Genomic DNA, 21823 nt, shown 5'->3' on the forward strand with positions numbered 1-21823 from the left:
CCAATAAGGTCACTCTCAGGAATGTGTGGCAACGTAGGGTCGTGCGAATTCTGGTAGTCGAAGACGAAGAACCCCTCGCCGACGCGATCGCACGCGGCCTGCGGCGCGAGGGCATGGCGGTGGACATCGCGCTCACCGGTGACGACGGGCACGAGAAGGCCGCCGTCACCCGGTACGACGTCGTGCTGCTCGACCGCGACCTGCCCGGGATGTCCGGTGACGACCTGTGCCGCGAGATCGTCGCGTCCGGCGAGCTGACCCGTGTCCTGATGCTCACCGCGAGCAGTTCCGTTTCGGACCGCGTCGACGGGCTTTCCCTCGGTGCCGACGACTATCTCGCCAAGCCGTTCGCCTTCCCCGAACTCGTCGCGCGCGTGCGGGCGCTCGGCCGCCGCGCGACCCCGGCCGCGCCGCCGCTGCTGACTTCGGGCGACGTCGAACTGGACCCGGCGAGGCGGACCGTCCGCCGCGCGAGCGGTCCGGTCGAGCTGACCCGCAAGGAGTTCGGCGTTCTGGAGGTGCTGCTGTCGGCCGCCGGTTCGGTGGTCAGCAGCGAAGAACTGCTCGAACGCGTGTGGGACGAGAACGCCGACCCGTTCACCACCACCGTCCGGGTCACCGTGATGACACTGCGCAAGAAGCTCGGCGAGCCGGGCATCATCGAGACCGTCGTCGGCTCCGGCTACCGGGTGCCGGAGCAGGGGACCGCACGCGGGTGAACCTGTCCGGTGCCCGCAGCCTGCGCGCGCGGGTCACGCTGCTCGCGACCGGGCTGGTGGCACTGGTCAGCCTCCTGTTGCTCTGGCTGACCTGGAACCTGGTCGGCGACGCGGTTTCCGCCGTCCCGCAGCTGCCTCCGGGCACCACGGTGCGCGTCGACGGCGTCGACGTCGACGCTTCCGCGGTCACCGAGCATCTGCGGGTGTACGCCAGGAACCGGGTGCTGCTCTTCGGCGCGGTCGCGTTCTGTTTCGTCGTGCTGGCGGCGGGGATCCTCGCATGGACGTTCACCGCGCGGGTCCTTCAGCCGTTGCGCGAGATCACCGGCACCGCGCGGCGCCTGTCGATCGAATCGATGGGAGAGCGGATCGGCGAGGTCCGCACGAAGGACGAACTCGCCGAACTGGCCGAGACCTTCGACGACATGCTCGACCGGCTGCAGGCCGCGTTCGACGCGCAACGGCATTTCGTCGCGAACGCCAGCCACGAACTGCGGACACCGCTCGCGGTCATCCGCACCGAACTCGACGTCACCCTGGCCGACGAGCACGCGGACGAAGCCGAATTACGCCGGATGGCGGGTGTGGTCCGCGACGCGACCGAGCGGGCCGAGCGGCTGGTCGGTTCGCTGCTGCTGCTCGCGCGCACCGACGGCGCGGGACTGGTGGCCAGGGAACCGGCCGATCTGGCGGTGATCGTCGCGAGCGCGTGGCGAGCGGTGCGCGCCGAAGCCGAAAAGCGCGGCATCCGCACCGAATTCGCGACCCCCGGCGCGCCGACGTTCGGCGATCCCGCGCTGCTGGAACGGATCGCGGGCAACCTGCTGGAGAACGCCGTGCGGCACAACGTCGACGGCGGCTGGCTGGACGTCGTCACGCAGGCGGGTCCACAGTGGTCGGTGCTGCGCGTGCGGTCGTCCGGCGGTTTGCTCGACCCGGCCGCGGTTCCCGAACTGTTCGAACCGTTCCGCCGCGCCGGCGTCGCCAGGACCGCCCGCACCGGTGCCGGGCTGGGGCTTTCGATCGTGCGGGCCGCGGTCCAGGCGCACGGCGGCACGGTGTCCGCGGAACCCGTTGTGGGCGGCGGTCTTTCAGTGACCGTGCACCTGCCCGCTCTGCCTTGACCCCCGGTTGGGGTTACGGTTCAAGCATGGTCCCCAGCATTCGGCTGAACAACGGAACGTCCCTCCCGCAACTCGGGTTCGGGGTGTACAAGATCGGCGACGACGAGGTCGTGGACGCGGTCCGCACCGCCATCGGGGCGGGCTACCGCGCCATCGACACGGCGACCCTGTACGCCAACGAACGCGGAGTCGGCGAGGCCGTCCGCACCAGCGGGCTGCCCCGCGAGGAACTGTTCGTCACCACGAAACTGTGGAACACCGAGCACGGCTACGACTCGGCGTTGCGTGCCTTCGACACGAGCCTGAGCGAACTCGGTCTCGAGTATGTCGATCTGTACCTGATCCACTGGCCGCTGCCCGCGCAGGACAAGTACGTGGAAACGTGGCGGGCGCTGGAAAAGATCGCCTCCGACGGCCGGGCGAAGGCGATCGGCGTCTCGAACTTCCAGATCCCGCATCTGGAGCGGCTGATCGAAGAGACCGGGATCGTCCCGGCGGTGAACCAGATCGAATGCCACCCGTGGCTGCAGCAGCCGTTGCTGCGGGACTTCCACGAGAAGCACGAGATAGTCACCGAGGCCTGGGGTCCGCTGGCGCGCGGCGGGGACCTGCTCGCCGACGAGAAGATCACCACGATCGCGGAGAAGCACGGCAAGACTCCGGCGCAGATCGTGCTCCGCTGGCACGTCGAGATGAACCACCTGGTGATCCCGAAGTCGGTCACTCCGGAACGGATCAAGGAGAACATGGACGTCTTCGACTTCGCGCTCGACGCGCATGACGGCGCCGCGATCGCGACGCTGGAGCGGGGAAAGCGGCTGGGGCCGGACCCGGACAAGCTGGGCGCCTAGGGTTTCGGCGCGTCCTGGACTGTCCATAAAGGACGATTGCTGGGATTGAAGTGCCCGTTTTGGGTATTTCGCGTAGCTTCGCGCGGAGGTCGTGAGTGGCAATGAGGGTTCTAACCCTTATCGCCACTCATGAGGCGTTCGGTGGGTCGGGACCGGCGCCCGTGCCCGCCTGAAGTACATGAAGGCCCCCTTCCCTCGGCTCAGCCGAGGGAAGGGGGCCTTCACGCGTGTAGAGGTCTCAGCTGAGGAGGTCGGCGGGGGTGGTGCCGGTCGAGGCGAGGGACAGGCCGAGCGTGACACGTTCGGTGAGCCAGGCGCTCGGCCGGTAGCGCTGGTCGCCGGTGCTCGCGACGAGTCCGCGCAGGACCCGCAGCACGAGATCCGCGCCCGCCTCGTCGCCCCAGGTCAGCGGTCCGCGCGGGTAGCCGAGGCCGAGCCGGACGGCGGTGTCGATGTCCTCCGGTGTCGCGAGCCGCTGCCCGGCGATGAAGCAGGCGGTGTTGACGATAGACGCCAGCAACCGCTGCGCGATCGGCGCGGGACCGTCGCGGACCACGGTCACCGGCAGGCCGGTCGCGGCGAGCGCGCCCCACGCCGTGCGGCCGGCGGCCGGGTCGAGCGCGGGGTGGACCGAAAGCGTCAGGCGTTTCCCGTAGCCGCCGAGCGGGTCGACGCCGACGACCCGTTCCGCCGGAAGGCCCGCCGCGCGTGCGGCGTCCACAGTGGACGAACCGATCGGGCTGACGATCAGGACCGTGTCCGGGTAGGCGGAGTGCACGACCTGGATGCCCGCGGACGAGAGCAGCGTGCCGAGCCGTTCGTCGTCGACCCACACCGGAGTGGCCGGGGCTTCCGGCGGGGCCGGTTCCGGCTCGACCTGCTGCTGTCCGTCGACATAGGAGTAGAAGCCTTCGCCGTTCTTGCGGCCGAACAGCCCGGCGGCGACGCGCGGACGCGTCAGCCACGACGGCCGCAGCCGCGGTTCGCCGTGGAAACCGCTCCAGATGCTTTCGAGCACGGCGTGCGAGACGTCGAGACCGGTGAGGTCGAGCAGTTCGAACGGGCCGAGTTTCAGGCCGAGCACGTCCCGGGCGACGCGGTCCACCTCGGCCGGGCTCGCGATCCCTTCGGCGAGGATCTGCAGCGCTTCGGTGCCCAGCCCGCGACCGGCGTGGTTGACCAGGAAACCCGGCGCGTCGCGGGCGAGGACGGGTTCGTGTCCCCAGCCGCGGACGAGTTCGGTCACGGCGGGGGGCAGCCAGGCGGCGGTCCGCGCGCCGGGCACGACCTCGACCAGTCGCATCAGCGGGACCGGGTTGAAGAAGTGGAGGCCGAGCAACCGGCCGGGATCGGTCAGCGCGGCCCCGATCTCGGTCACCGAAAGCGAGCTGGTGTTGGTGGCGAACACGGTGTCCGGCCCGCACACGCGTTCCAGCTCGGCGAACAGCGTGCGTTTGATCTCCAGGTCCTCGCGCACCGCCTCGATGACGAGGTCGACGCCCTCGGCGGGGGCCAGCGGGCCCTCGGCCGCGATCAGCCTGCCCCTCGCCGACTCGGCGGCTTCCTCGGTGATCTTGCCCTTCGACGCGAGCTTGCCGAGCATCGCGCCGACGTGCTCGATGGCCTCGCCGACCGCGTCGGGCCGGGCGTCGGCGAGCTCGACCTCGAGCCCCGCCGTCACGGCGAGCTGGACGATGCCCCGGCCCATCACCCCGGTTCCGATGACCCGGATCCTGCCGACCTGCTCCGCCCACTTCTCCACCGCGAGCCGCCTTTCCCTCGAAGTCGTTCCCGTCGTGACGCTAGCCGCCACGCCGATACCTCGCCCGGAAGGGTGATCTGTGCCCTGCTCGGCGTAAGGCCACCGACCCGGCACGGTCCCCTCCGCGAAAACCGAGTGTTCCGCGCCCCACCCCGAAGGGAAAGCTCCCATGGCCACCGTCCCCGCCGCCACAGCCGTCCGGACCACGCCGTTGCTCCTCGTCGCCGTTCTCTTCGGCGCCGTCGCCGCGTTCCTGGCGAGCCAGGCGTTGTGGTCGCTCGCCGCACTGGCCGTCGTGGTCGCCGCCGCCGTCCTCGCGGGCGGGGTGTGGCTGACCGGCCGGAAGGCGAACACCGAACTCTAAGATCGCCATGTGACGGCGAAACGCTTGACGCGGGAAGAAAGCCGCGAGCAGACCAGACAGCGCCTGCTGGCGGCGGCCGCCGAGCTGTTCTCCGAACGTGGGGTCAACGGCACGTCCGTCGAGCAGATCGCCGAACGGGCCGGATTCACCCGCGGCGCCTTCTACGGCAACTTCGACGGCAAGCACGAGCTGGTCGTCGAGCTGTTGCGCCGCCGGACCCAGCGCGAGGCCGAGGAGGTCGCGGCGCTGCGGGAGGGCGTCGGCTCCTTCGCCGAGATGATGGACCGGCTGCGCGCGTGGAACGTCGAGCGCGCCGAGCACCTCGCCGGTTGGCTGACCCTGCGCACCGAGCTGGCGCTTTACGCGTTGCGGAATCCCGACGCGCGCCCGCTGGTCGGCGAAGGCGAGAAGTCGACAAGGGCGCTGCTGGAGACCTCGGTCCGGACCGAACTCGCGGCGCGGGGCGTGGAACCGCCCGCAGACCCGGCCTTTCTCGCGCTGATCCTGCACGCGCTCGAGGACGGCCTCCTGTTGCAGCGCTTCCTCAGCCCCGAGGGGACCGGGGACGAGGACGTGGTGGACGCCGTCCAGCTGCTGATGCGGTCGTGGACCGCGCTCAGCCGGTCATCTTGATCCCGGTGAACTCGGCCATCTGACGGATCCCGTGCGCGAAGAAGTCGTCCGCCGGGTCCACCGAGCCGACGTACTGGCCGAACAGCTCGAAGTTGATCATCCCGAACAGCTGGGTCCAGGCCATGATCAGCCGGGAGGCCGTCTCCGGGGCCAGGTTGATCTTGAGGATCCCGGTGAGGGCGTCGAGCTGGTGCAGGAGCGCGACGGGCATCTCGCCGACCTCGGTCTCGACGCGGAGGTTCGCGTCACGCAGGACGGCGACCAGTGCGAATGCCACTCGGCCGGCGGGAGCGACGGTGTCCTGCGGGGCTTGGTAGCCGGGGATCGGCGAGCCGTAGATCAGCGCGTACTCGTGCGGGTGCGCCTTCGCCCAGGCGCGGACCGCGTGCCAGATCGACTCCCATCGCTCCAGTGAGGTCTTCTTCGGGTCGTCGGCTGCCTCCGCGGCTTCGCCGACGGCGTTGTAGGCGTCGACGATCAGGGCGGTCAGCAGCTCCTCGCGGCTGGAGAAGTACCGGTAGAGCGCCGACGAGACCATGCCCAGCTCCCGCGCCACCGCGCGGAGCGAGAGACCGAGCGCGCCCACTTCGGCGAGCTGGCGGCGGGCTTCGTCCTTGATCTCGCGGGTGAGCTCGGCGCGGGCGCGTTCCCGCGCGGTCTGAGTGGCGGCCATGCTCTCACCATAGAGCATCGCACCTAAAAGAGAGCACTGCTCTTGACAGGATGCACTGCTCTGATGTTCACTGCTCTTAACAGAGAGCACTGCTCTCGCCGACTTCGAGGAGACGAGATGGCCACCGCCAGCACGCCCCGCTACCTCAAGCCCGCCAAGGCGACCAGCGCGTTCAACGAATTCGTGCTGAAGCTGACGAGGCTGGGCGTCAGCGTCCTGGGCAGCCGGGTGCTTTCGGTCCGCGGCCGCAAGAGCGGCGAACTGCGCTCGGTGCCGGTCAACCTGCTGAAGCTTGATGGGGAGCGCTACCTGGTCGCGCCGCGCGGTGTCACGCAGTGGGTGCGGAACCTGCGCGTCGCCGGGGAAGGACAGCTCACCGTCGGGCGCCGCACCGAGACGTTCACCTACACCGAACTCGCCGACGCCGAGAAGCCCGAAATCCTGCGCGCGTACCTCAAGCGCTGGAAGTTCGAGGTCGGTGTGTTCTTCGACGGTGTCGACGCGAAGGCGTCCGACGAGAAGCTGCTGGAGATCGCGCCCGGCTACCCGGTCTTCAAGCTCGCCTGATGCCACGAGTCACGCCTTCGATCACGCGCCGAGTGCCCACCCGCCTATGCGTGTCCAGACGGACGACTCGCGTGATCGGCCCTTGTCGCGTGTCGTCCCCCCGAGCACGTGTGTCGTCCCTCCAGTCACGTGTGTCGTCCGTCTGGACACGAGTGTCGTCTGTTCCGGCACTCGAAAACGGCGAAAGCCCGAAAGCGGAGAGCGCGGGCTAGTCGTCAGTGGGTGCCCGGCGCGTGCGGCGGGCGGTGGCGGCCACCAGCACCACCCCGACCAGGAACGCGACCAGCCCGATCAGGAACCACAGTTTCTGCCCGGTCATGAAGCTGCCGGTCAGCACGCCGGCGCCCTGGAGCACCCAGACGCCGCCGACCAGCAGGAAGACCAGCCCGACCGTCAGCGTGACCCAGCGTTTCATGCACAGCTCCCCGCCTCGACCTGTCCTGCGGCGATTCTGGCACCGGGAGCCCTGTCCGGCGAACCGATCACCGTCCGCCGACGAGACCGTTCCGGTAGGCGTAGACGACGGCGTGCACCCTGTCCCGCAGTCCGAGCTTCGCCAGGATCCGGGAGACGTGGGTCTTCACCGTCTCTTCGCCCACGTGCAGATGCGCGGCGATCTCCGCGTTGCTGGAGGCGTCGGCGACGAGCAGGAGGACTTCGCGTTCGCGTGAGGTGAGCCGTTCGAGTTCCGCTGGTTCGGCGGCCGCGGGTTCGATGCTGGTGGCGAAGGTCGACACCAGCCGCCGGGTCACCGTCGGGTCGATCAGCGCGTCGCCGCGCGCGGCCACCCGCATGGCGGACACGAGCTCTTCGGGGGCGAGGCTCTTCAGCAGGAACCCGCTCGCGCCCGCCCGAAGCGCGCGGTAGACGTACTCGTCCGAGTCGTACGTCGTCAGCACGAGGACGCGGGTGTCGTTCCCCGGCGCGGACATGATGGCCTCGGTCGCGGCCAGACCGTCCAATTTGGGCATCCGGACGTCGAGCACGGCGACGTCCGGGCGCAGGGACGCCGCCTGCGCGACGGCATCGCGTCCGTCCGCCGCCTCGCCGACGCATTCGAAGTCCGCCTGGGTGTCCAGTACCGCGCGCATCCCGGACCGGAACATCGCGTGGTCGTCGGCGAGTAGTACCCGGATCACTGTGCCTCCAAAGGAAAACCGACGCGGACCCGCCAGTTCCGGCCGTCGTCGAGCGGTCCGCATTCCGCGTGCCCGCCGAACAGCGCGACCCGTTGCCGGATGCCGGCGAGGCCGCGTTTCGTCGACTCGGCCGCGGTGTTCGCGCGGCCGATCTCGTTCGTGATCGTGAGGACCACCTCCGTCTGCCGATAGGCAAGATCGATCTCGACGATCCCGCCGGAGCCGTGCCGGAGCGCGTTCGTCAGCGCCTCCTGCGCGATGCGGTACAACGCGATGTCCACCGATCCGGGAAGTTCGCGCGGTCCGCCGTGGCTCGTCAGCCGCGCGGGCAGCCCGGCGGTGCGGAGGTTGTCGAGCAGCTCGTCGAGGTTGTCCAGCCCCGGTTGCCGCTGCGCGTCGCCGTTCTCCTTGCCGTGCAACAGGTCCAGCAGACGCCGCAGATCGGCCATCGCGGCCCGGCTCGACGATTCGACCGCCGAGAGCGATCGCCGGACGGCCGGTTCCCCTTCCGGCAGCCCGAGCCGCGCGGCGCCCGCGTGCACGCCGATCGCGCTGACGTGGTGGGAGATCACGTCGTGCAGGTCGCGGGCGATCGTCGTGCGTTCTTCGGCGACGGCCCGGCGGACCGCTTCGGCTTCGTGCTGCTGCCGTTGTTCCTCCGCTCGCTGGAGGTCGGCGATGTACGCGCGCCGCGCGGTCGTGTATCTGCCGACCATCCACGGGAGCAGCCCGCTCACGCCGACGTCGATGAGCAGCAGCCGCCAGTCCCGGTCGGCCCGGTCGACCGGGATGATGTTGCAGGCGAAGAGCCCGGCGAGCATCGCCGCCAGTGCCGCCAGCGCGGGTTTGGCCGAAAGCCAGGCACCCGCGCGGTAACCGGCGATCAGCACGCCCGCGTTGGTGGCCTGCAGGTAATGGTCGTACGGGTACAGCAGGAGCGGCGCGGCGGTGAGCAGCGCGCCGTGCGCGGCCGAAACCCAGCCGGAATACCGCGAAGGCCCGGCGAGCGCGACGTTCGCCAGGATTCCGCCCAGCAGCACCACCCACGCCGTCCAGCCGAGCGAGAGCGGCGGGCCCGCGATGAGGAACAGCCCGGCGTCGGCGACCAGGCAGACGGCCGCGACCGCCCAGGCCTGTCTCGCCAGCGAACCACTGATGTCCCGCACGCGCCCAACTCTGCCCTATTTCGCTGGACAGGGGTTCCTAAGATCGAAAGCCATGGGGACCGCGAAGACGCCCGTGCTCTGGACGACCGGAGCGCCAGGCGCCGGGAAATCCACCACGGCCTGGGGTTTGTACCGCCGGATCGTGGAGGCGGGCGGCAACGTCGCGTACGTCGACATCGACCAGCTCGGGTTGATCGGGCCGCCGCCCGGCGGCGGGGACGCCGCGCACGCGATCAAGGCGGCCAATCTGCTGCGGGTGCTGGAAATCCTGCGTGCGCGGGGCGCCGCGCAGCTCGTCGTGTCCGGGGTGGTGGACCCGGCGAGGCCGTACATCGAGAGCCCCGGCTTCGACCTCACGCTCGTCCGCCTGACGTGTGATCGCGACGAACTCCGGAGCCGGTTCCTCGGCCGTGGCTCACCCGCGGCGGCCTTGCCCGCCCTCTTCGAGGTGGCGGACGCCTACGACAGCGCCGGTTTCGGCGAAGAGATGGACACGACAGGCCAGCATCCCGACGAGACCGTGGAGACGCTGTTTCACCGCTGTGCCGTGGACGCCGGAAGTGTCCGACCGCCGGAGCCCCGGCAGCCGCTGCCCGGACCGGTGACCGTGGTGACCGGTCCGACGGCGGTCGGCAAGTCGACGGCCGCGTTCGCCGCGCTGCGTGACCTGTGGGAGCGCGACCTGCCCGTCGCGTACGTCGATCTCGCGCAACTCGGGTTCGCGCACCCCGGCCCGGATCCGGCGCTGGAAGCCGCACTCCTGTCGGCCGTCTGGCGTGGCTATCGCGACGCGGGCGCGAAGCACCTGATCGTCGTGGCCCGCGAATTCCGCCCGGAGCACCGGCGGGTCTTCGACGCGGTCACCGTCGTCCACCTCGACGCGGACGAACCGTCGCTCACCGAGAGAGTCCGGCGCCGGGCCGAGGGCGAGTCCGCGTTGCTGGCGGGCGACGAACTGCGCGGCGCGCCACCCGGCGTACGGGACCGGGTGGCCGCTCGCGCGATCGCCGAGGCGGCCCGGACGCGCCGTTCCGGCGATCACGTCGTCCTCGACACCTCCGGACAGGAACCCGCCGAAACGGCCGCCGCGTTGCTCGCCGTCTTGGCTCAGTAGCGCCGCTGGCCGTCCTGGCCCTGTCCGGGCGGCCCTCCGCGCTGGTTCTGCCCGGGTTTGGCGATAGTCGTCGCCGTCGCGGTGCTCCCGGTGACCTTGGCGTTCACCGTCACCGTCTCGCCGGTCTTGGGTTCACCGGTCTTCTTCGTGGACGCGTCGATCGTGTAGACCTGCTGGTAGCCGTCCTTGCTGGTCAGGCTGACGGACGTCGCGCTGATCTCGGTGATCTCCCCGGTCTGCGTCCGCTCGGTGCGGTAGCCGCCGTTGCCGTCGGACACGACGAAGTCGCCGTGCAGCGTGTCGCGCGGCATGCCCCCGTCGGGGCCGATGAGCACCCGGCCGCCGCCGGGGCCGCCCATCATCCCGCCCTGCTCGGCGCCGTTGGCGGCGGTCCCGGCCCAGATCGCGGCCCCGCCACCGGCGGCGATCACCACCGCCGCCCCAGCCGCGATCGCGGTCTTGCGGCCCGACCAGGTCTTCTTGGGCTCGCCTTCCGGGGCGGGCGCGCCCCATTCGGCGGGTTGGGTCGGTTCGGTCATCAGGTCGCCTCCGTGTACTCGGTTGCGGCCATGCTCGGCGCCGTCGCTGTGCGGGAGCTGTGCCACCGGTGGGCACGCGCTGTGATTCCTCCCCGGCAGGGTGATCGTTCACAGGAAACGCACAGGCGGCACACAGAGAAGCCTCATCGGCGCCGCCNCCGGCAGGGTGATCGTTCACAGGAAACGCACAGGCGGCACACAGAGAAGCCTCATCGGCGCCGCCCACGATGGCACCATGACCAGTGTGAACGTCCCTTCGTCCGGTTCCGCGAAGGCCGGCCTGCGCCGTGCCGACGGCAGCCCCGTGCGGGTGCTGGTCGTCGACGACGAGGCGACCTTGTCCGAACTCGTGTCGATGGCGCTGCGCATGGAGGGCTGGGACATCCGCACCGCCGCCGACGGCACCGGGGCCGTCCGCGTCGCGCGGGAATTCCGGCCGGACGCGGTGGTGCTGGACGTCATGCTGCCGGATATGAGCGGCCTGGAGGTCCTGCGCCGCCTGCGGTCCGAGGTGCCGAACCTGCCGGTGCTGTTCCTGACCGCGAAGGACGCGGTGGAGGACCGGATCGCCGGGCTCACCGCGGGCGGCGACGACTACGTCACCAAACCGTTCAGCCTGGAGGAGGTCGCGTTGCGGCTGCGCGCGCTGCAGCGGCGCGCGGGCGGTGTCGCCGGGCCGAGCGGATCGATGCTGGTCGTCGGTGACCTGACCTTGGACGAGGACAGCCGCGAAGTGCACCGCGGCGGCGACCTGGTGCCGCTGACCGCGACCGAGTTCGAACTGCTGCGTTATCTCATGCGCAATCCCAAACGCGTGCTGTCCAAGGCGCAGATCCTCGACCGAGTGTGGAGCTACGACTTCGGCGGCCAGGCCAATATCGTCGAGCTGTACATCTCCTACCTCCGCAAGAAGATCGACGCCGACAGGGAACCGATGATCCACACGATGCGCGGCGCCGGGTATGTCCTCAAACCCGCGGGGTAGGCGGCCTTGGTCCCTGCGGCGGCGGCTGATCGCGCAGGTCGCGGGGCTGCTCGCGCTCGTCTGCCTGGTGGTGGGCGTGGTGACCGAACTGGCGCTGCGGGACTTCCTGATCGACCAGCTCGACGCGCGGATCGCCGAGACCGGCGAACGCGCCAGCCGTCCGCCGCCGCCGGGGCGCCCGGGCGGGGAACGGGTGCCGGAAGGCCTGCGCGCGTACGGCCAGAGCACCGGTTCGTTGTTCGTGAACATCCTCCCGGACGGGCGGGTGGTCGCGGCGGTGCTGCGGTCCAGCTACGACGCGAAGGTCGCCGACCCGTTCCCCCACGACCCGATCGGCCCGGCCCAGCTCTCGGCCCTGTTGCGGTCGACGCCGACCGACAAGCCCACCGACGTGGACCTCGGATCACTGGGGGAGTACCGCGTGGTGGCCAAGCCGTCGTCCAACGGCGGTGTCGCGATCACCGGACTGCCCACAAAGGACGTCACGGACACCTTGTGGAACCTGGGTTTCATCTTCGGCGGGGTCGCCGTCGGCGGCGTCCTGCTGGCGGGCGCGCTCGGCGCGGTGACCGTGCGGCGCACCATGAAACCCCTCGATCGACTGGCCGCCACCGCGACCAGGGTCGCCGAGCTCCCGCTCGACCGCGGCGAGGTCGCCCTGTCCGAGCGAGTGTCCGAAGTGGACACCGATCCGCGCACCGAGGTCGGGAAGGTCGGCTTCGCGCTCAACCGCATGCTCGGCCACATCTCGAACGCGCTTTCCGCCCGCCAGGCCAGTGAAAGCCGGGTGCGCCGGTTCGTCGCGGACGCCAGCCACGAACTCCGGACGCCGCTCGCGGCCATTCGCGGCTACGCGGAACTCAGCCGGCGCTCCGGTTCCGAGGTGCCACCGGACATCGCGTTCGCGATGGGCCGGGTCGAGTCGGAGTCGACCAGGATGACCGGCCTGGTCGAGGATCTGCTGCTGCTGGCCAGGCTCGACTCCGGTCGTCCGGTGGTGCACCAGCCGGTCGATCTCTCCAGGCTGGTCGCGGACGCCGTCGCCGACGCGCACGTCGCCGGGCCGGAGCACAAATGGCTGCTGGAGGTCCCGCCGGAGCCGATCACCGTCCTCGGCGACGCGGATCAGCTGCACCAGGTGGTGATCAACCTCCTCGGCAACGCGCGCACGCACACCCCGGCGGGGACCGAGGTCGCCACCGCTTTGTCCATAGTGGACTCGACGGTGACACTGTCCATTGCCGACGGCGGACCGGGGATCCCGCCGGAGATCCTCCCGGAGGTCTTCGAACGTTTCGCCCGCGGCGACGACTCACGATCGCGGGCCGCCGGCAGCACCGGACTGGGCCTGGCCATCGTCGCGGCCGTCGTCGCCGCGCACGGCGGGCAGGTCGGGGTCGCGAGCCGCCCAGGACGGACGGAATTCCGGGTCGTGCTCAGGGCGTCCAGTCACTGTTAGCACCGCACAGGACGACGCAGGGCAGCTCGCCCTCGGTCCGCCACGCCAGCCACGCGGCGAACGGGACCGCGGCCGCCGGTTCGACGGCGAGGCGGAACTCGTCCCAGAGCCGGTCCCGCGCGGCGAGCAGTTCCGCGTCGCTGACCAGCACGGACGTCACGCGATCGCGGAGCACGGCGAACGGGACGTTCCCGATCCTGGTCGCGCCCAGCGCGGACGCGGCCACCGAGTCGATCTCCACGTCCACCGGCTCGCCCGCCTCCAACGCCGCGCTGAGCGCACGGCATCGCTCCGGCTCGACGGCGTACGTCGGCACCCCGGCCAGCGACGTCCCCGCGACCAGCCCGCCACCGCCGACCGCGACCAGGAACGCGTCGACGTCCGGCGCGTCCTGGACCACTTCGGCCGCCACAGTGCCCTGACCGGCGACGACGGCGAGATCGTCATACGCGTGCAGATACCGCGTACCCGGCTCGGAGGCGGCTTCGAGCGCCTTCGCAGCCGCCTCCGCGTACGTCGCTCCGTGGCGGATGAGCTTGGCGCCCGTCGCCTCGATCCGAGCCGTCTTCGCCTGCGGAGCCGACTCCGGCACGTACACCGTCGCAGGCAGATCCAGCAGCGAAGCCGCCGTCGCCACGCCCAGCCCGTGGTTGCCGCCGGACGCCGTCAGCACCCGTTCCGGCAACGGGCCGCTCACCAGCGCGTTCACCGCGCCCCGCAGTTTGAACGATCCGCTCCGCTGCAGATGCTCCAGCTTGAGGACCAGCGGCCGCCCGTCGACCTCGGTGCGCAGCAGCGGCGTGTGTCGCACGAACGGGTGGACGGCCTCGGCGGCCTTTCGGACATCTGCCCAGGTCGGAGTGCTCATACCCCCCACTGTCCTCCATGTATGGACGGGAGTGACTACACTGGTCCCCGGATCCCGCGCGGCGTCCATCTTGTGAACCTCCCCAGGGCCGGAAGGCAGCAAGGATAAGCAAGCTCTGACGGGTGCGCGGGATCCCCTTTTTTGTGGGGCTAGAAGATCCCGAACACGTCCTTGGGCGGCACAGGCGACGGCAGGGCTTCCGCGTCGGCGATGGGGCGCGCCTTGCCTTGGAGCTGCCGGAGGTCTTCTCCCGCGACGCAGCGAGCCGGGTAGGCGGACGACGCGGCTCGCCGGGTCAGGTCCTCGACCGGCAGTTCGGCGCGCGAAGCGGCGACCACGATGTTCCCGAAGCGGCGGCCCCGGAGGACGCCTGGCTCGGCCAAGATCGCCAGGTGGGGGAAGGAACTCGCCAGTGTCGCCAGGAACCGGCGGAGGAACGGCAGGTTCGGCCCGTCGGAGACGTTGGCGACGTAGGTCCCGGCCGGGCGGAGGACCCGCGCGATCTCGCTCGTGAACTCGACGGTCGCGAGCCCACCGGCCAGGACGCCGCGTTCGAAAGCGTCCACGATGACCAGGTCGGCCGAAGCGTCGTACCTGCCGGAGACGCCTTCGCGGCCGTCGCCGACACGGACCTTCAGCCCCTTCAGGCCCAGTTGCTCCCGGACGAGCGCGACGAGTTCACCGTCGGCGTCGAAGACCAGTTGCCGTGACCGCGGCCGCGCCGCGGCGATGTAGCGGGGCAGCGTGCAGGCCGCCCCGCCGACGTGCAGCGCGTCGAGCGGGCCTTCGCCGAGACAGTCGACGATGTCGGCGATCCGGCGGATGTAGTCGAACTCGAGATCCGTGGGATCGTCGAGATCGACGTGCGACTGGGCCACACCGTCGACCGAGATCAGCCAGGCGTTGGGGCGGTCGGCGTCCTGGAGCAGTTCGGCGGTGCCGAAGCGGACCGGATACCTGCCGGGGGTCGGTGCCGGTCTCACCTGTCGGGCCCTCCCGGTAGTCTCGCGGCCGTGGCTCTAGCTCTATACCGAAAGTACCGTCCGGCTACCTTCGCCGAGGTCGTCGGGCAGGAGCATGTGACCGATCCGCTGCGCACGGCGCTGGCCGCCGGCCGCATCAACCACGCCTACCTCTTCTCCGGCCCGCGCGGCTGCGGCAAGACGTCCAGTGCCCGCATCATGGCGCGGTCGTTGAACTGCGCGAAGGGCCCGACGCCGGACCCGTGCGGCGAGTGCAACTCGTGCCGCAACCTCGCGCCCGAAGGCCCCGGCAGCGTCGACGTCACCGAACTCGACGCCGCCAGCCACGGTGGTGTCGACGACGCCCGCGAGCTGCGGGACAGGGCCTTCTACGCCCCGGCCGACTCGCGCTACCGCGTCTTCATCATCGACGAGGCGCACATGGTCACCACGCAGGGCTTCAACGCCCTGCTGAAGATCGTGGAAGAGCCGCCGGAGCACCTGATCTTCATCTTCGCGACCACCGAACCGGACAAGGTGCTCCCCACCATCCGGTCGCGGACGCACCACTACCCCTTCCGGCTCATCCCGCCCAGTTCCATGCGTGAACTGCTGGAACGCAACGTCGCCGCCGAGGGCGCGAAGGTCGAGCCCGCGGTGTATCCGCTGGTCATCCGCGCGGGCGGGGGTTCGGCGCGGGACACGCAGTCGGTGCTGGACCAGCTGCTGGCGGGGGCCGGGCCGGACGGCGTCGACTACTCGCGCGCGGTGTCGCTGCTGGGCGTCACCGACGTCGCGCTCATCGACGGCATGGTCGACGCGCTGGCCGCGGACGACGCGGCCGCGGTGTTCGGCACCGTCGAGCGGCTCGCCGAGGCCGGGCACGACCCGCGCCGGTTCGCCACCGACCTGCTCGACCGCCTGCGTGACCTGGTGATGTTGCGTTCGGTGCCCGACGCGGGTGAGCGCGGACTCGTCGCCGCGCCGGACGACGAACTCAAGAAGATGAAGGAGCAGGCGGGCGCACTGGAGCCCGCCACGCTCTCGCGCTACGCCGACATCGTCCACAATGGACTTTTGGAGATGCGGGGCGCGACCTCGCCGAGGCTGGTGCTGGAGTTGCTCACGGCCCGGATGCTGCTGCCGTCGGTCGCCGAGGGCACCGACGCGTTGCTCGCCCGGCTCGAACGGCTCGAACGCCGTGCCGCATCGGCTCCGGCAGCCGTCGCCGCCGTTCCGGCGCCGGCCGCTCAAGCCGCTCCGGTGGCCCAGTCCGCTCCGGTCGCTCCGGCGGGTGAGCCCGTGCGCGAGTTCCAGCGGCCGTCGCAACGGGCCGCCGCACCCGCGCAGCCGCAGGCCGCGCCGGCTCCCCAAGCCGCCCAGCAGCCCGCTCCACGGCCCGCCGCGCGGCCCGAGCCGGTCATCGAGCGGCCCACCCCGCCCCCGGCCGCCGCGCCCGCTCCCGCCGCGGCTTCCGATGGCGCGACGGACGTGGACGGGATCCGCGGCCGCTGGCCGCAGGTGCTCGCCGCGATCCGCAAGGTGCCGGGCGGCCGCAGCACCGAAGCGATGCTCACGCAGGCCAGCGTGGTAAGTGTCGAGGGCAACGCCGTCACGCTCACACACAGCGCCGAGCCGCTGGCCCGACGGCTTTCCGAGCCGCACAACGCGGAGCGCGTCGCGACCGCGTTCAAGGAGGTCTTCGGCGGCGACTGGCAGGTGCGCTGCGTCCACGGCGCCGCACAGGCCCGGCAGGCCGCAGCGCCCAAGGCCGCGCCGCAGCCACCGGCGCCCGAGCGGTCCTTCACCCGCCGGTCCGTCGAAGCGCCCGCCGCCCCTCCTGCGCCACCCGCGCCCAAGCCGGAGCCCCAGCGGCCGAAGGTGACGACCTCCGAGCCGGACATTCCGCTCCCGCCCGAGCCGGTCGAGGAGGACGAGGACCTCTACAACGAGGACGCGAGCCCCGCCCCGCCGCCTCCGCCGCTCCCGCCCGAGCAGGATCCGGAAGAGATCGCCCGGAAGCTGCTCGCCGACCATCTCAACGCCCGCCCGCTCGACGAGCGCAAGTAGTCCTCTGCATGTGGTCCTTGCACGCGCAAGGACCACATCCAGAGGACGAAACGCGGGGTCAGCGGGTCAGGGTGACCCGCCACGCCGGGTGGTCGGTGCCGGGGATCGACGTCTTCCCGGAGCTTCCGAAGCCGAAGGCGCCACCGGCGATGATGTGCTGCACGCCGCCGTCGCCCTTCCGGAACGAGCCCGCGGGGACGCACGCCTGCGCGCTAGGGTCGCCCGGGTAGCGCAGGTTCAGGTCACCGCCGAACACGGTGCCGGTGCCGTACTTCGCCAGCAGGCCCTTCAGGTCCTGGCACTGCTGTTCGACCGTGGGTCGCTTTGTTGACAAATGCGTCGTGCACGCGGTGACCGTGCCGAACTTCGCGCACAGGTAGGCGCGCTGTTCCGCGCCGCCGTCCTGAGGCCCGTAGTAGCCGCCTTCGCGCGCCTTCACCGCGCCGAGGTCTTGCCTGGCCAGCACCGCGATGCCGTACTCGCCACGCCCCGACGTGCACGGATACGGTGACGTCCGGCCGTTCTCCTTCTTGCCGACGGGCTGCCACACGACCGTGTACGCCCGGCCGGACCGCGCCTTGACGTCGGCGGCCAGCCTCGTCGTTTCCGACGAGCAGGCCTCGTTCAAGGTCACGACGGCAGGGTTCACCGCGACGATCGTGCTCGCCGCCTTCGCCATCGGGTTCGTCCCACCCTGGTTGAAGCAGTTCGCGACCCCGCTCCGGCACAGGTTCATCTGCAGCACCGGGAAGTCCGTCGCCGCGGCGACGGGGGCGGCCGTGCCCACGACCAGGGCGACGGCGGCGAGTACCGATTTCATGGAGCGGTCCCTTCGTGGAGTTCCCTGGCGAGCAGTGCCGTGCCGAGCCGGGTGAGGTGGTGCAGGATGGCGCTGCCCTGCCGGGCACTGGTGACGAGCCCGGCCTCGCGCAGCACGGCGGCCTGTTTGCTGGCCGTGCCGATCGACGTGCCGAGGCATGAGGCCAGCTTGCTGGTCGTGCGCGGGACACGCAGCGCGCCGAGGCTTTCGGCACGGGTCCGGCCGAGGAGCGCCACCAGTTCGGGGGACACGCCCGCCGGGTGGGCGCCGGTCACCCTGGCCGGGTACAGCAGCACCGGCGGCAGCGCCGGATCGATGAACGTGACCGGCGTGTTGGCGCAGAACCGGCTCGGGATCAAGGTCAGCCCCCGGCCGTCGAGATGGACGGTCCGTTCCCGTGGGTACGCGATCTCCAGCACCTCGCCGTCCCAGCCGCGGACGCCGGGGATGCCGCGCATCATCGCCCCCGCCCCCTCGGTGGCCAGCGTGCGGACCCGCCGTGCCCGGTCGGCGGCGACGGTCTCGCGCATGCTGTGCCAGAACGGCTCGATCACCAAGCCGTACGCGTCCCGCAGCGCGCCGACGACCCCGCTGACCTCCTCACGATCACCGTCGGCGAGCCGTTTCACCCAGGGCGGTGCGGCACCGGTGAACACGGTCCGGAGATCGGCGCGCAACCGCCCGCGAGGCGTGCACGCCACCGCCTCGAGCCCGCTTTCGAAGGAACCCGCCGAGGTGGGCGGGGTCAGGAAGTCGGGAAAGTTGCCCTTCGGTGGAACCAGCGTGAACAAGGTCTTCAGCGATCGTGCCGCTTCTTCGTTCTGGCGCAGGTTCAGCCGGACCTGCTGCCGCCAGGCCGACGGGCGATCCTCCCTCAGCTGATGCGAACCGAGGACCAGTTCCCACAGCGGGTCGGGTGCTTCGGCTATCCGGATCCCCTGGAGATCCTTCCGATCGAAGATCATGCGCAGAGTCATGCCCAGTCCCCCTCAAGACGGCATTTTCTTCTCCGCCGGTAACTCAAACGTGCCGGACATGCCGAGACAAGCCATTCGGCCCAATCCGGGAGGGTGGGACGGAAACCCGGCGCCGACCTGCGGAGACACCGGCGCGTGGGACGACCATCGGGAGGTCTCACGCCGGGGATGTTTTCGCTGGGACGAAAAGGTGTGTCCCGTCGCTGGGTCCATCGGTGACGCTTAGTAGGCGCCACGCGGGGAGGGATCCATGGCAGGGGGAGGACACGGCCGGGCCTTGGCGGAACTGCTCGAAGAGCTGAAACGGCGTAGCGGCCACAGCTACGAACGGATCGGCGTCAAGGCACATCTGAGCCGTTCGACCGTTCACCGCTACTGCAGCGGTGCCAGTGTCCCGGCCGCTTTCGGGCCGCTGGAACGGATCGCGACGGCCTGCGATGCGGGGCGCGACGAACTGTCGGCGCTCTTCCGGTTGTGGGAACGTGCGGACGCGGCAAGGGGATGTCGCGTCCGCGCCTCCCGCGCCCGATCCGGTGCCGGAGCCCAGAGCGCGGCACCGGATCGGATGGTGGCCGCTGGTGGCCTCGCTCGCCATGGTCACCCTGGTCGGGGCGAGCGCCGTGCCCGCGGCGGAACCGGTCGCGCGGACGGTCCACCCCCCGATGTGGACGGACCTCCCTGCCCCGGTGGGCGAAGAGTTCTTCGGGGTGACCGCGAACAGCGAGACGGGGCTGATGCCGTCGTTCGGCGCCGGGGCCGTCCGGCTCTGGGATTCGGGAACCCGCTGGCAGAACCTGGAACCGCGGCGTGGCAGGCCGGAATGGTCCACTTTGGACAGAATGGTCGACGGCGCGGGCCGGGCAGGGCTCCCGGTGCTGTTCGTCTTCGGCGGCACACCCGGCTGGGCGGCGCCTGGCGGACCGCCGTCGGCCTACCCGGACGGCTCCCGCGCGGCGGCGCCCGACGACCTCGCGGACTGGGACACGTTCGTCGGGAAGGTGGTCGAGCGGTACCGCGGCCGGATCGAGTCCTACGAACTGTGGGACATGGCCAACCACCCCAAGTACTTCACCGGTCCGGTCGAACGGCTGGTGGAGATGGTCCGGCGGGCGAGCCGGATCATCAAGGCGGGTGGTCCCGGCGCCGTGGTGGTCTGCCCGTCGATGGGGCAGCTCGGTGACCCCGCGGCCCGGCGGACCCTGGAACGGTTCGGCGAACTCCGCGGCTACGAAAGCTGCGACGCCGCGGCCGTCAAGCTGCATCCGGGCAGGATGGCGGATCCGCCCGAGACCATGCTCGCCATCGCGGACGAGGTCGAGCGGAGTTCCACCGCGCCAACGGGCACGCGAACCTGTGGAGCACCGGCACCGATTTCGACGTCCCGCTGCAACCGCCGGTCGAGCCCGCGCTCGCCGCGGACTACGCCGCCCGCTTCTACCTGACCGGGCTCTATGCGCGGTTCAAGCGGATGTACTTCTACAACTGGGGAAGCGACCGCGTGCCGATCGTGCTGCAGCCGGTGGGCGGGCCGGGTCGCCGGAGAACCTGTGGCGATGCCGGTTCGAGCGGGACGGCGAGGAGTTCCGGATCGCGTGGGCGCCCGCAGGCACCGCGCGCCTTCCCGCCCCTGGCACGGTGGAACTCCTGGACGGGACGCGGCCGGAGACCGGGCCGGGCTCCGTCGAGGTCACCGGCAGCCCGGCGCTGTTCAAGCCCTAGGTCCAGGTGGTCGTGAGTGGCGATTCGGGTTCTATTGAGGGGAAGGTCAGATGTGGCGTGCTGCGTGCTGGAGGCCCGGCCTGCCGGGCTGATCGCGACCCCACTGTCTACAAGGGACACAAAGACCCCCCGCGTGCCCGATTTGGGCGCTTTGTGCGGGGGGTGTGAGTGGCAATGATCGTTCTAACCGTCTTTGCCGCTCGCGACCTCGGCAAGAAGCGGGCATCATGACATCAATCGGGCGCACAATCGGCGTGAAGCGTCCCAGGTGGACACTTCACGCCGGAGTCGGCCGGCAAGTCAGTCCGGAACCCTGTTGTCCAGGGCGGTGATCTCATCACGAAGTCGGCGAAGACGGCCCGCGTGACAGGGAGTCGATCACGCCACGTTTGCCCTTCCCCTCAATAACCCGAATCGCCACTCACGCCCCGGCGAGGTAGTCCTCGATGGCCTTCGCGATGACGGCGGCGTACTGCTGACGTCCTTCTTCGCTCGCCATCGCCGCGGCTTCGGCGGCGTTGCGCATGTTCCCGCATTCGACGAGCGCGGCGGGCCGCGTCGAGAGGTTGAGCCCCCCGAGGTCGGCGCGCGGGGCGAGCCCGTTCGACCCGAGGTACGTCGACGTCGGGAAGCCGCCCGCGCGGAGTCCGTCCCGCAACGCCGTCGCGAGTTTCATCGAGGGCTCGCCCTGCTGGGCGTTCAGCGGCGGTGCCGAGTAGGCGACGTGGAAACCGTGCGCCCCGGCGGAATTCGAGCCGTCCGCGTGGATCGATACGACCGCGTCCGCCTGCGCGTCGTTCCCGATCGCGGCGCGTTCGTCGACGCACGGCCCGACCCCGGTGTCGTTCTGCCGGGTAAGGACGACGCGGATTCCCTTGGCCGTCAACGCCTGCGAGATCCGCTGCGAGACGTCCCAGGTGAACGCGTGCTCGGAATAGCCGGAGTTCGTCGACGTTCCGGTGGTGTTGCACGGTTTCGTCTTGCCGCGCCCCGCCGGGACCTGCCTGTTGATCTCGCCCGGCTTGCCGGAGTTCCCGCCGTTGTGACCGGGATCGAGCACGACGACCTTGCCCGTTTTCGGCTGCTGCGTGCTCGGAGGCGGCGGCGCGCTCGAAGACGGCGGCGTGCTCGTCGTGGGACTCGGCTGCGGAAGGGTGGTGAAGACCGTCGTGGTGCCGGGCGGGGCCGGACTCGACGGCGATGACGCGGGGGTGTCCACCCCGCACGCCGTGAACAGCGTCAATCCGATCGCCACCACAAGGCCCAGCCGTCGTCGCACGGCGCCCACGGTGCCACACACGTGACGGCTAGG

General features: G+C 70.7%; 22 protein-coding genes, 1 other RNA gene and 1 pseudogene. 13 read left to right on the top strand and 11 right to left on the bottom strand.

The features are described from left to right. Nucleotides 1-41: 41 nt before the first annotated feature. From LCL61_RS01885 to LCL61_RS01895, 3 genes are read left to right on the top strand one after another with little or no spacing between them, the layout of a single operon-like run. Complete coding sequence (locus LCL61_RS01885; protein WP_007033550.1) at nt 42-719, top strand: response regulator transcription factor; 678 nt, start codon at nt 42-44, stop codon at nt 717-719. Beyond that, nucleotides 716-1843 carry a HAMP domain-containing sensor histidine kinase gene (locus tag LCL61_RS01890; RefSeq protein ID WP_340685233.1) on the top strand — a complete coding sequence of 376 codons (1128 nt, stop codon included), beginning with the start codon at nt 716-718 and terminating at the stop codon, nt 1841-1843. The genes LCL61_RS01885 and LCL61_RS01890 overlap by 4 nt, the downstream gene beginning before the upstream one ends. 26 nt (nt 1844-1869) lie before the next feature. Next, entirely contained in the window at nt 1870-2694 is an 825-nt protein-coding gene (locus tag LCL61_RS01895; RefSeq protein WP_340685234.1) for an aldo/keto reductase, read from the top strand. 238 nt (nt 2695-2932) lie between these two features. Here LCL61_RS01895 and LCL61_RS01900 read toward each other — a convergent pair whose 3' ends face one another. Then, on the bottom strand, nt 2933-4456 hold the full coding sequence (locus LCL61_RS01900) for a 3-hydroxyacyl-CoA dehydrogenase (RefSeq protein ID WP_340688467.1): 1524 nt from the start codon (nt 4454-4456) through the stop codon (nt 2933-2935). Nucleotides 4457-4625: 169 nt separating this feature from the next. On the opposite strand from LCL61_RS01900, the gene LCL61_RS01905 reads away from it, so the two are divergent. Both LCL61_RS01905 and LCL61_RS01910 read left to right on the top strand, forming a co-directional pair. Next, entirely contained in the window at nt 4626-4820 is a 195-nt protein-coding gene (locus tag LCL61_RS01905) for a hypothetical protein (protein ID WP_340685235.1), read from the top strand. 9 nt (nt 4821-4829) lie between these two features. Continuing rightward, complete coding sequence (locus LCL61_RS01910) at nt 4830-5453, top strand: TetR/AcrR family transcriptional regulator (protein ID WP_034314557.1); 624 nt, start codon at nt 4830-4832, stop codon at nt 5451-5453. On the opposite strand, the gene LCL61_RS01915 is transcribed toward LCL61_RS01910, so the two are convergent. Next, nucleotides 5437-6126, bottom strand: a complete 690-nt coding sequence (locus LCL61_RS01915) for a TetR/AcrR family transcriptional regulator (RefSeq protein ID WP_340685236.1) — start codon at nt 6124-6126, stop codon at nt 5437-5439. The two genes, LCL61_RS01910 and LCL61_RS01915, sit on opposite strands and share 17 nt — an antisense overlap. Before the next feature lie 117 nt (nt 6127-6243). On the opposite strand from LCL61_RS01915, the gene LCL61_RS01920 reads away from it, so the two are divergent. Then, a complete protein-coding gene (locus LCL61_RS01920) occupies nt 6244-6693 on the top strand; it encodes a nitroreductase family deazaflavin-dependent oxidoreductase (RefSeq protein WP_340685237.1) in 450 nt (149 codons plus the stop codon). Between the two features lie 208 nt (nt 6694-6901). Here the strand turns inward: LCL61_RS01920 and LCL61_RS01925 are convergent, their stop codons facing one another. From LCL61_RS01925 to LCL61_RS01935, 3 genes are all read right to left on the bottom strand, one after another. After that, complete coding sequence (locus tag LCL61_RS01925; protein ID WP_034314563.1) at nt 6902-7108, bottom strand: hypothetical protein; 207 nt, start codon at nt 7106-7108, stop codon at nt 6902-6904. Between the two features lie 67 nt (nt 7109-7175). Beyond that, on the bottom strand, nt 7176-7832 hold the full coding sequence (locus LCL61_RS01930; protein WP_126737249.1) for a response regulator: 657 nt from the start codon (nt 7830-7832) through the stop codon (nt 7176-7178). Further along, a complete protein-coding gene (locus LCL61_RS01935; RefSeq protein ID WP_340685238.1) occupies nt 7829-8998 on the bottom strand; it encodes a sensor histidine kinase in 1170 nt (389 codons plus the stop codon). The genes LCL61_RS01930 and LCL61_RS01935 overlap by 4 nt, the downstream gene beginning before the upstream one ends. 52 nt (nt 8999-9050) lie before the next feature. On the opposite strand from LCL61_RS01935, the gene LCL61_RS01940 reads away from it, so the two are divergent. Further along, nucleotides 9051-10112, top strand: a complete 1062-nt coding sequence (locus LCL61_RS01940; protein ID WP_340685239.1) for a hypothetical protein — start codon at nt 9051-9053, stop codon at nt 10110-10112. Here LCL61_RS01940 and LCL61_RS01945 read toward each other — a convergent pair. Next, nucleotides 10106-10651 (bottom strand): hypothetical protein, encoded by a 546-nt coding sequence (locus LCL61_RS01945; protein ID WP_340685240.1) that lies wholly within the window; start codon nt 10649-10651, stop codon nt 10106-10108. The genes LCL61_RS01940 and LCL61_RS01945 overlap by 7 nt on opposite strands. Nucleotides 10652-10886: 235 nt before the next feature. Here LCL61_RS01945 and LCL61_RS01950 point away from each other — a divergent pair, with 235 nt between their 5' ends. Next, complete coding sequence (locus LCL61_RS01950) at nt 10887-11636, top strand: response regulator transcription factor (protein WP_340685241.1); 750 nt, start codon at nt 10887-10889, stop codon at nt 11634-11636. Continuing rightward, nucleotides 11614-13095: a sensor histidine kinase gene (locus LCL61_RS01955; protein ID WP_340685242.1), complete on the top strand. Its 1482-nt coding sequence runs from the start codon at nt 11614-11616 to the stop codon at nt 13093-13095. Before LCL61_RS01950 ends, LCL61_RS01955 begins: the two co-directional genes overlap by 23 nt. Here the strand turns inward: LCL61_RS01955 and LCL61_RS01960 are convergent. Next, on the bottom strand, nt 13073-13963 hold the full coding sequence (locus LCL61_RS01960) for a serine/threonine dehydratase (protein WP_340685243.1): 891 nt from the start codon (nt 13961-13963) through the stop codon (nt 13073-13075). The genes LCL61_RS01955 and LCL61_RS01960 overlap by 23 nt on opposite strands. A gap of 46 nt (nt 13964-14009) precedes the next feature. Here LCL61_RS01960 and ffs point away from each other — a divergent pair. Then, nucleotides 14010-14104, top strand: an RNA gene (gene ffs, locus LCL61_RS01965) — signal recognition particle sRNA small type. Nucleotides 14105-14112: 8 nt separating this feature from the next. Here the strand turns inward: ffs and LCL61_RS01970 are convergent. After that, on the bottom strand, nt 14113-14946 hold the full coding sequence (locus LCL61_RS01970; protein WP_340685244.1) for a fused MFS/spermidine synthase: 834 nt from the start codon (nt 14944-14946) through the stop codon (nt 14113-14115). Between the two features lie 30 nt (nt 14947-14976). On the opposite strand from LCL61_RS01970, the gene LCL61_RS01975 reads away from it, so the two are divergent. Beyond that, entirely contained in the window at nt 14977-16995 is a 2019-nt protein-coding gene (locus LCL61_RS01975) for a DNA polymerase III subunit gamma and tau (RefSeq protein WP_340685245.1), read from the top strand. A gap of 58 nt (nt 16996-17053) precedes the next feature. Here LCL61_RS01975 and LCL61_RS01980 read toward each other — a convergent pair whose 3' ends face one another. Both LCL61_RS01980 and LCL61_RS01985 read right to left on the bottom strand, forming a co-directional pair. Then, the gene (locus LCL61_RS01980; RefSeq protein WP_340685246.1) at nt 17054-17815 is read right to left on the bottom strand and encodes an endonuclease/exonuclease/phosphatase family protein; all 762 of its coding nucleotides are present in this window, start codon (nt 17813-17815) and stop codon (nt 17054-17056) included. Next, nucleotides 17812-18792: a helix-turn-helix transcriptional regulator gene (locus LCL61_RS01985; RefSeq protein WP_340685247.1), complete on the bottom strand. Its 981-nt coding sequence runs from the start codon at nt 18790-18792 to the stop codon at nt 17812-17814. The genes LCL61_RS01980 and LCL61_RS01985 overlap by 4 nt, the downstream gene beginning before the upstream one ends. A gap of 250 nt (nt 18793-19042) precedes the next feature. On the opposite strand from LCL61_RS01985, the pseudogene LCL61_RS01990 reads away from it, so the two are divergent. Together LCL61_RS01990 and LCL61_RS01995 are read left to right on the top strand one after the other, a co-directional pair. Continuing rightward, nucleotides 19043-19198 (top strand): annotated as a pseudogene (locus tag LCL61_RS01990) (helix-turn-helix domain-containing protein); the annotation flags it as partial. A 172-nt stretch (nt 19199-19370) separates the two neighbouring features. Continuing rightward, nucleotides 19371-20234: a hypothetical protein gene (locus LCL61_RS01995; RefSeq protein ID WP_340685248.1), complete on the top strand. Its 864-nt coding sequence runs from the start codon at nt 19371-19373 to the stop codon at nt 20232-20234. A gap of 698 nt (nt 20235-20932) precedes the next feature. On the opposite strand, the gene LCL61_RS02000 is transcribed toward LCL61_RS01995, so the two are convergent. Beyond that, a complete protein-coding gene (locus LCL61_RS02000; RefSeq protein WP_425341976.1) occupies nt 20933-21799 on the bottom strand; it encodes an N-acetylmuramoyl-L-alanine amidase in 867 nt (288 codons plus the stop codon). Between the last annotated feature and the right edge of the window lie 24 nt (nt 21800-21823).

Origin of the sequence: Amycolatopsis coloradensis, assembly GCF_037997115.1 — a bacterium.
GTDB lineage: Bacteria > Actinomycetota > Actinomycetes > Mycobacteriales > Pseudonocardiaceae > Amycolatopsis > Amycolatopsis coloradensis_A.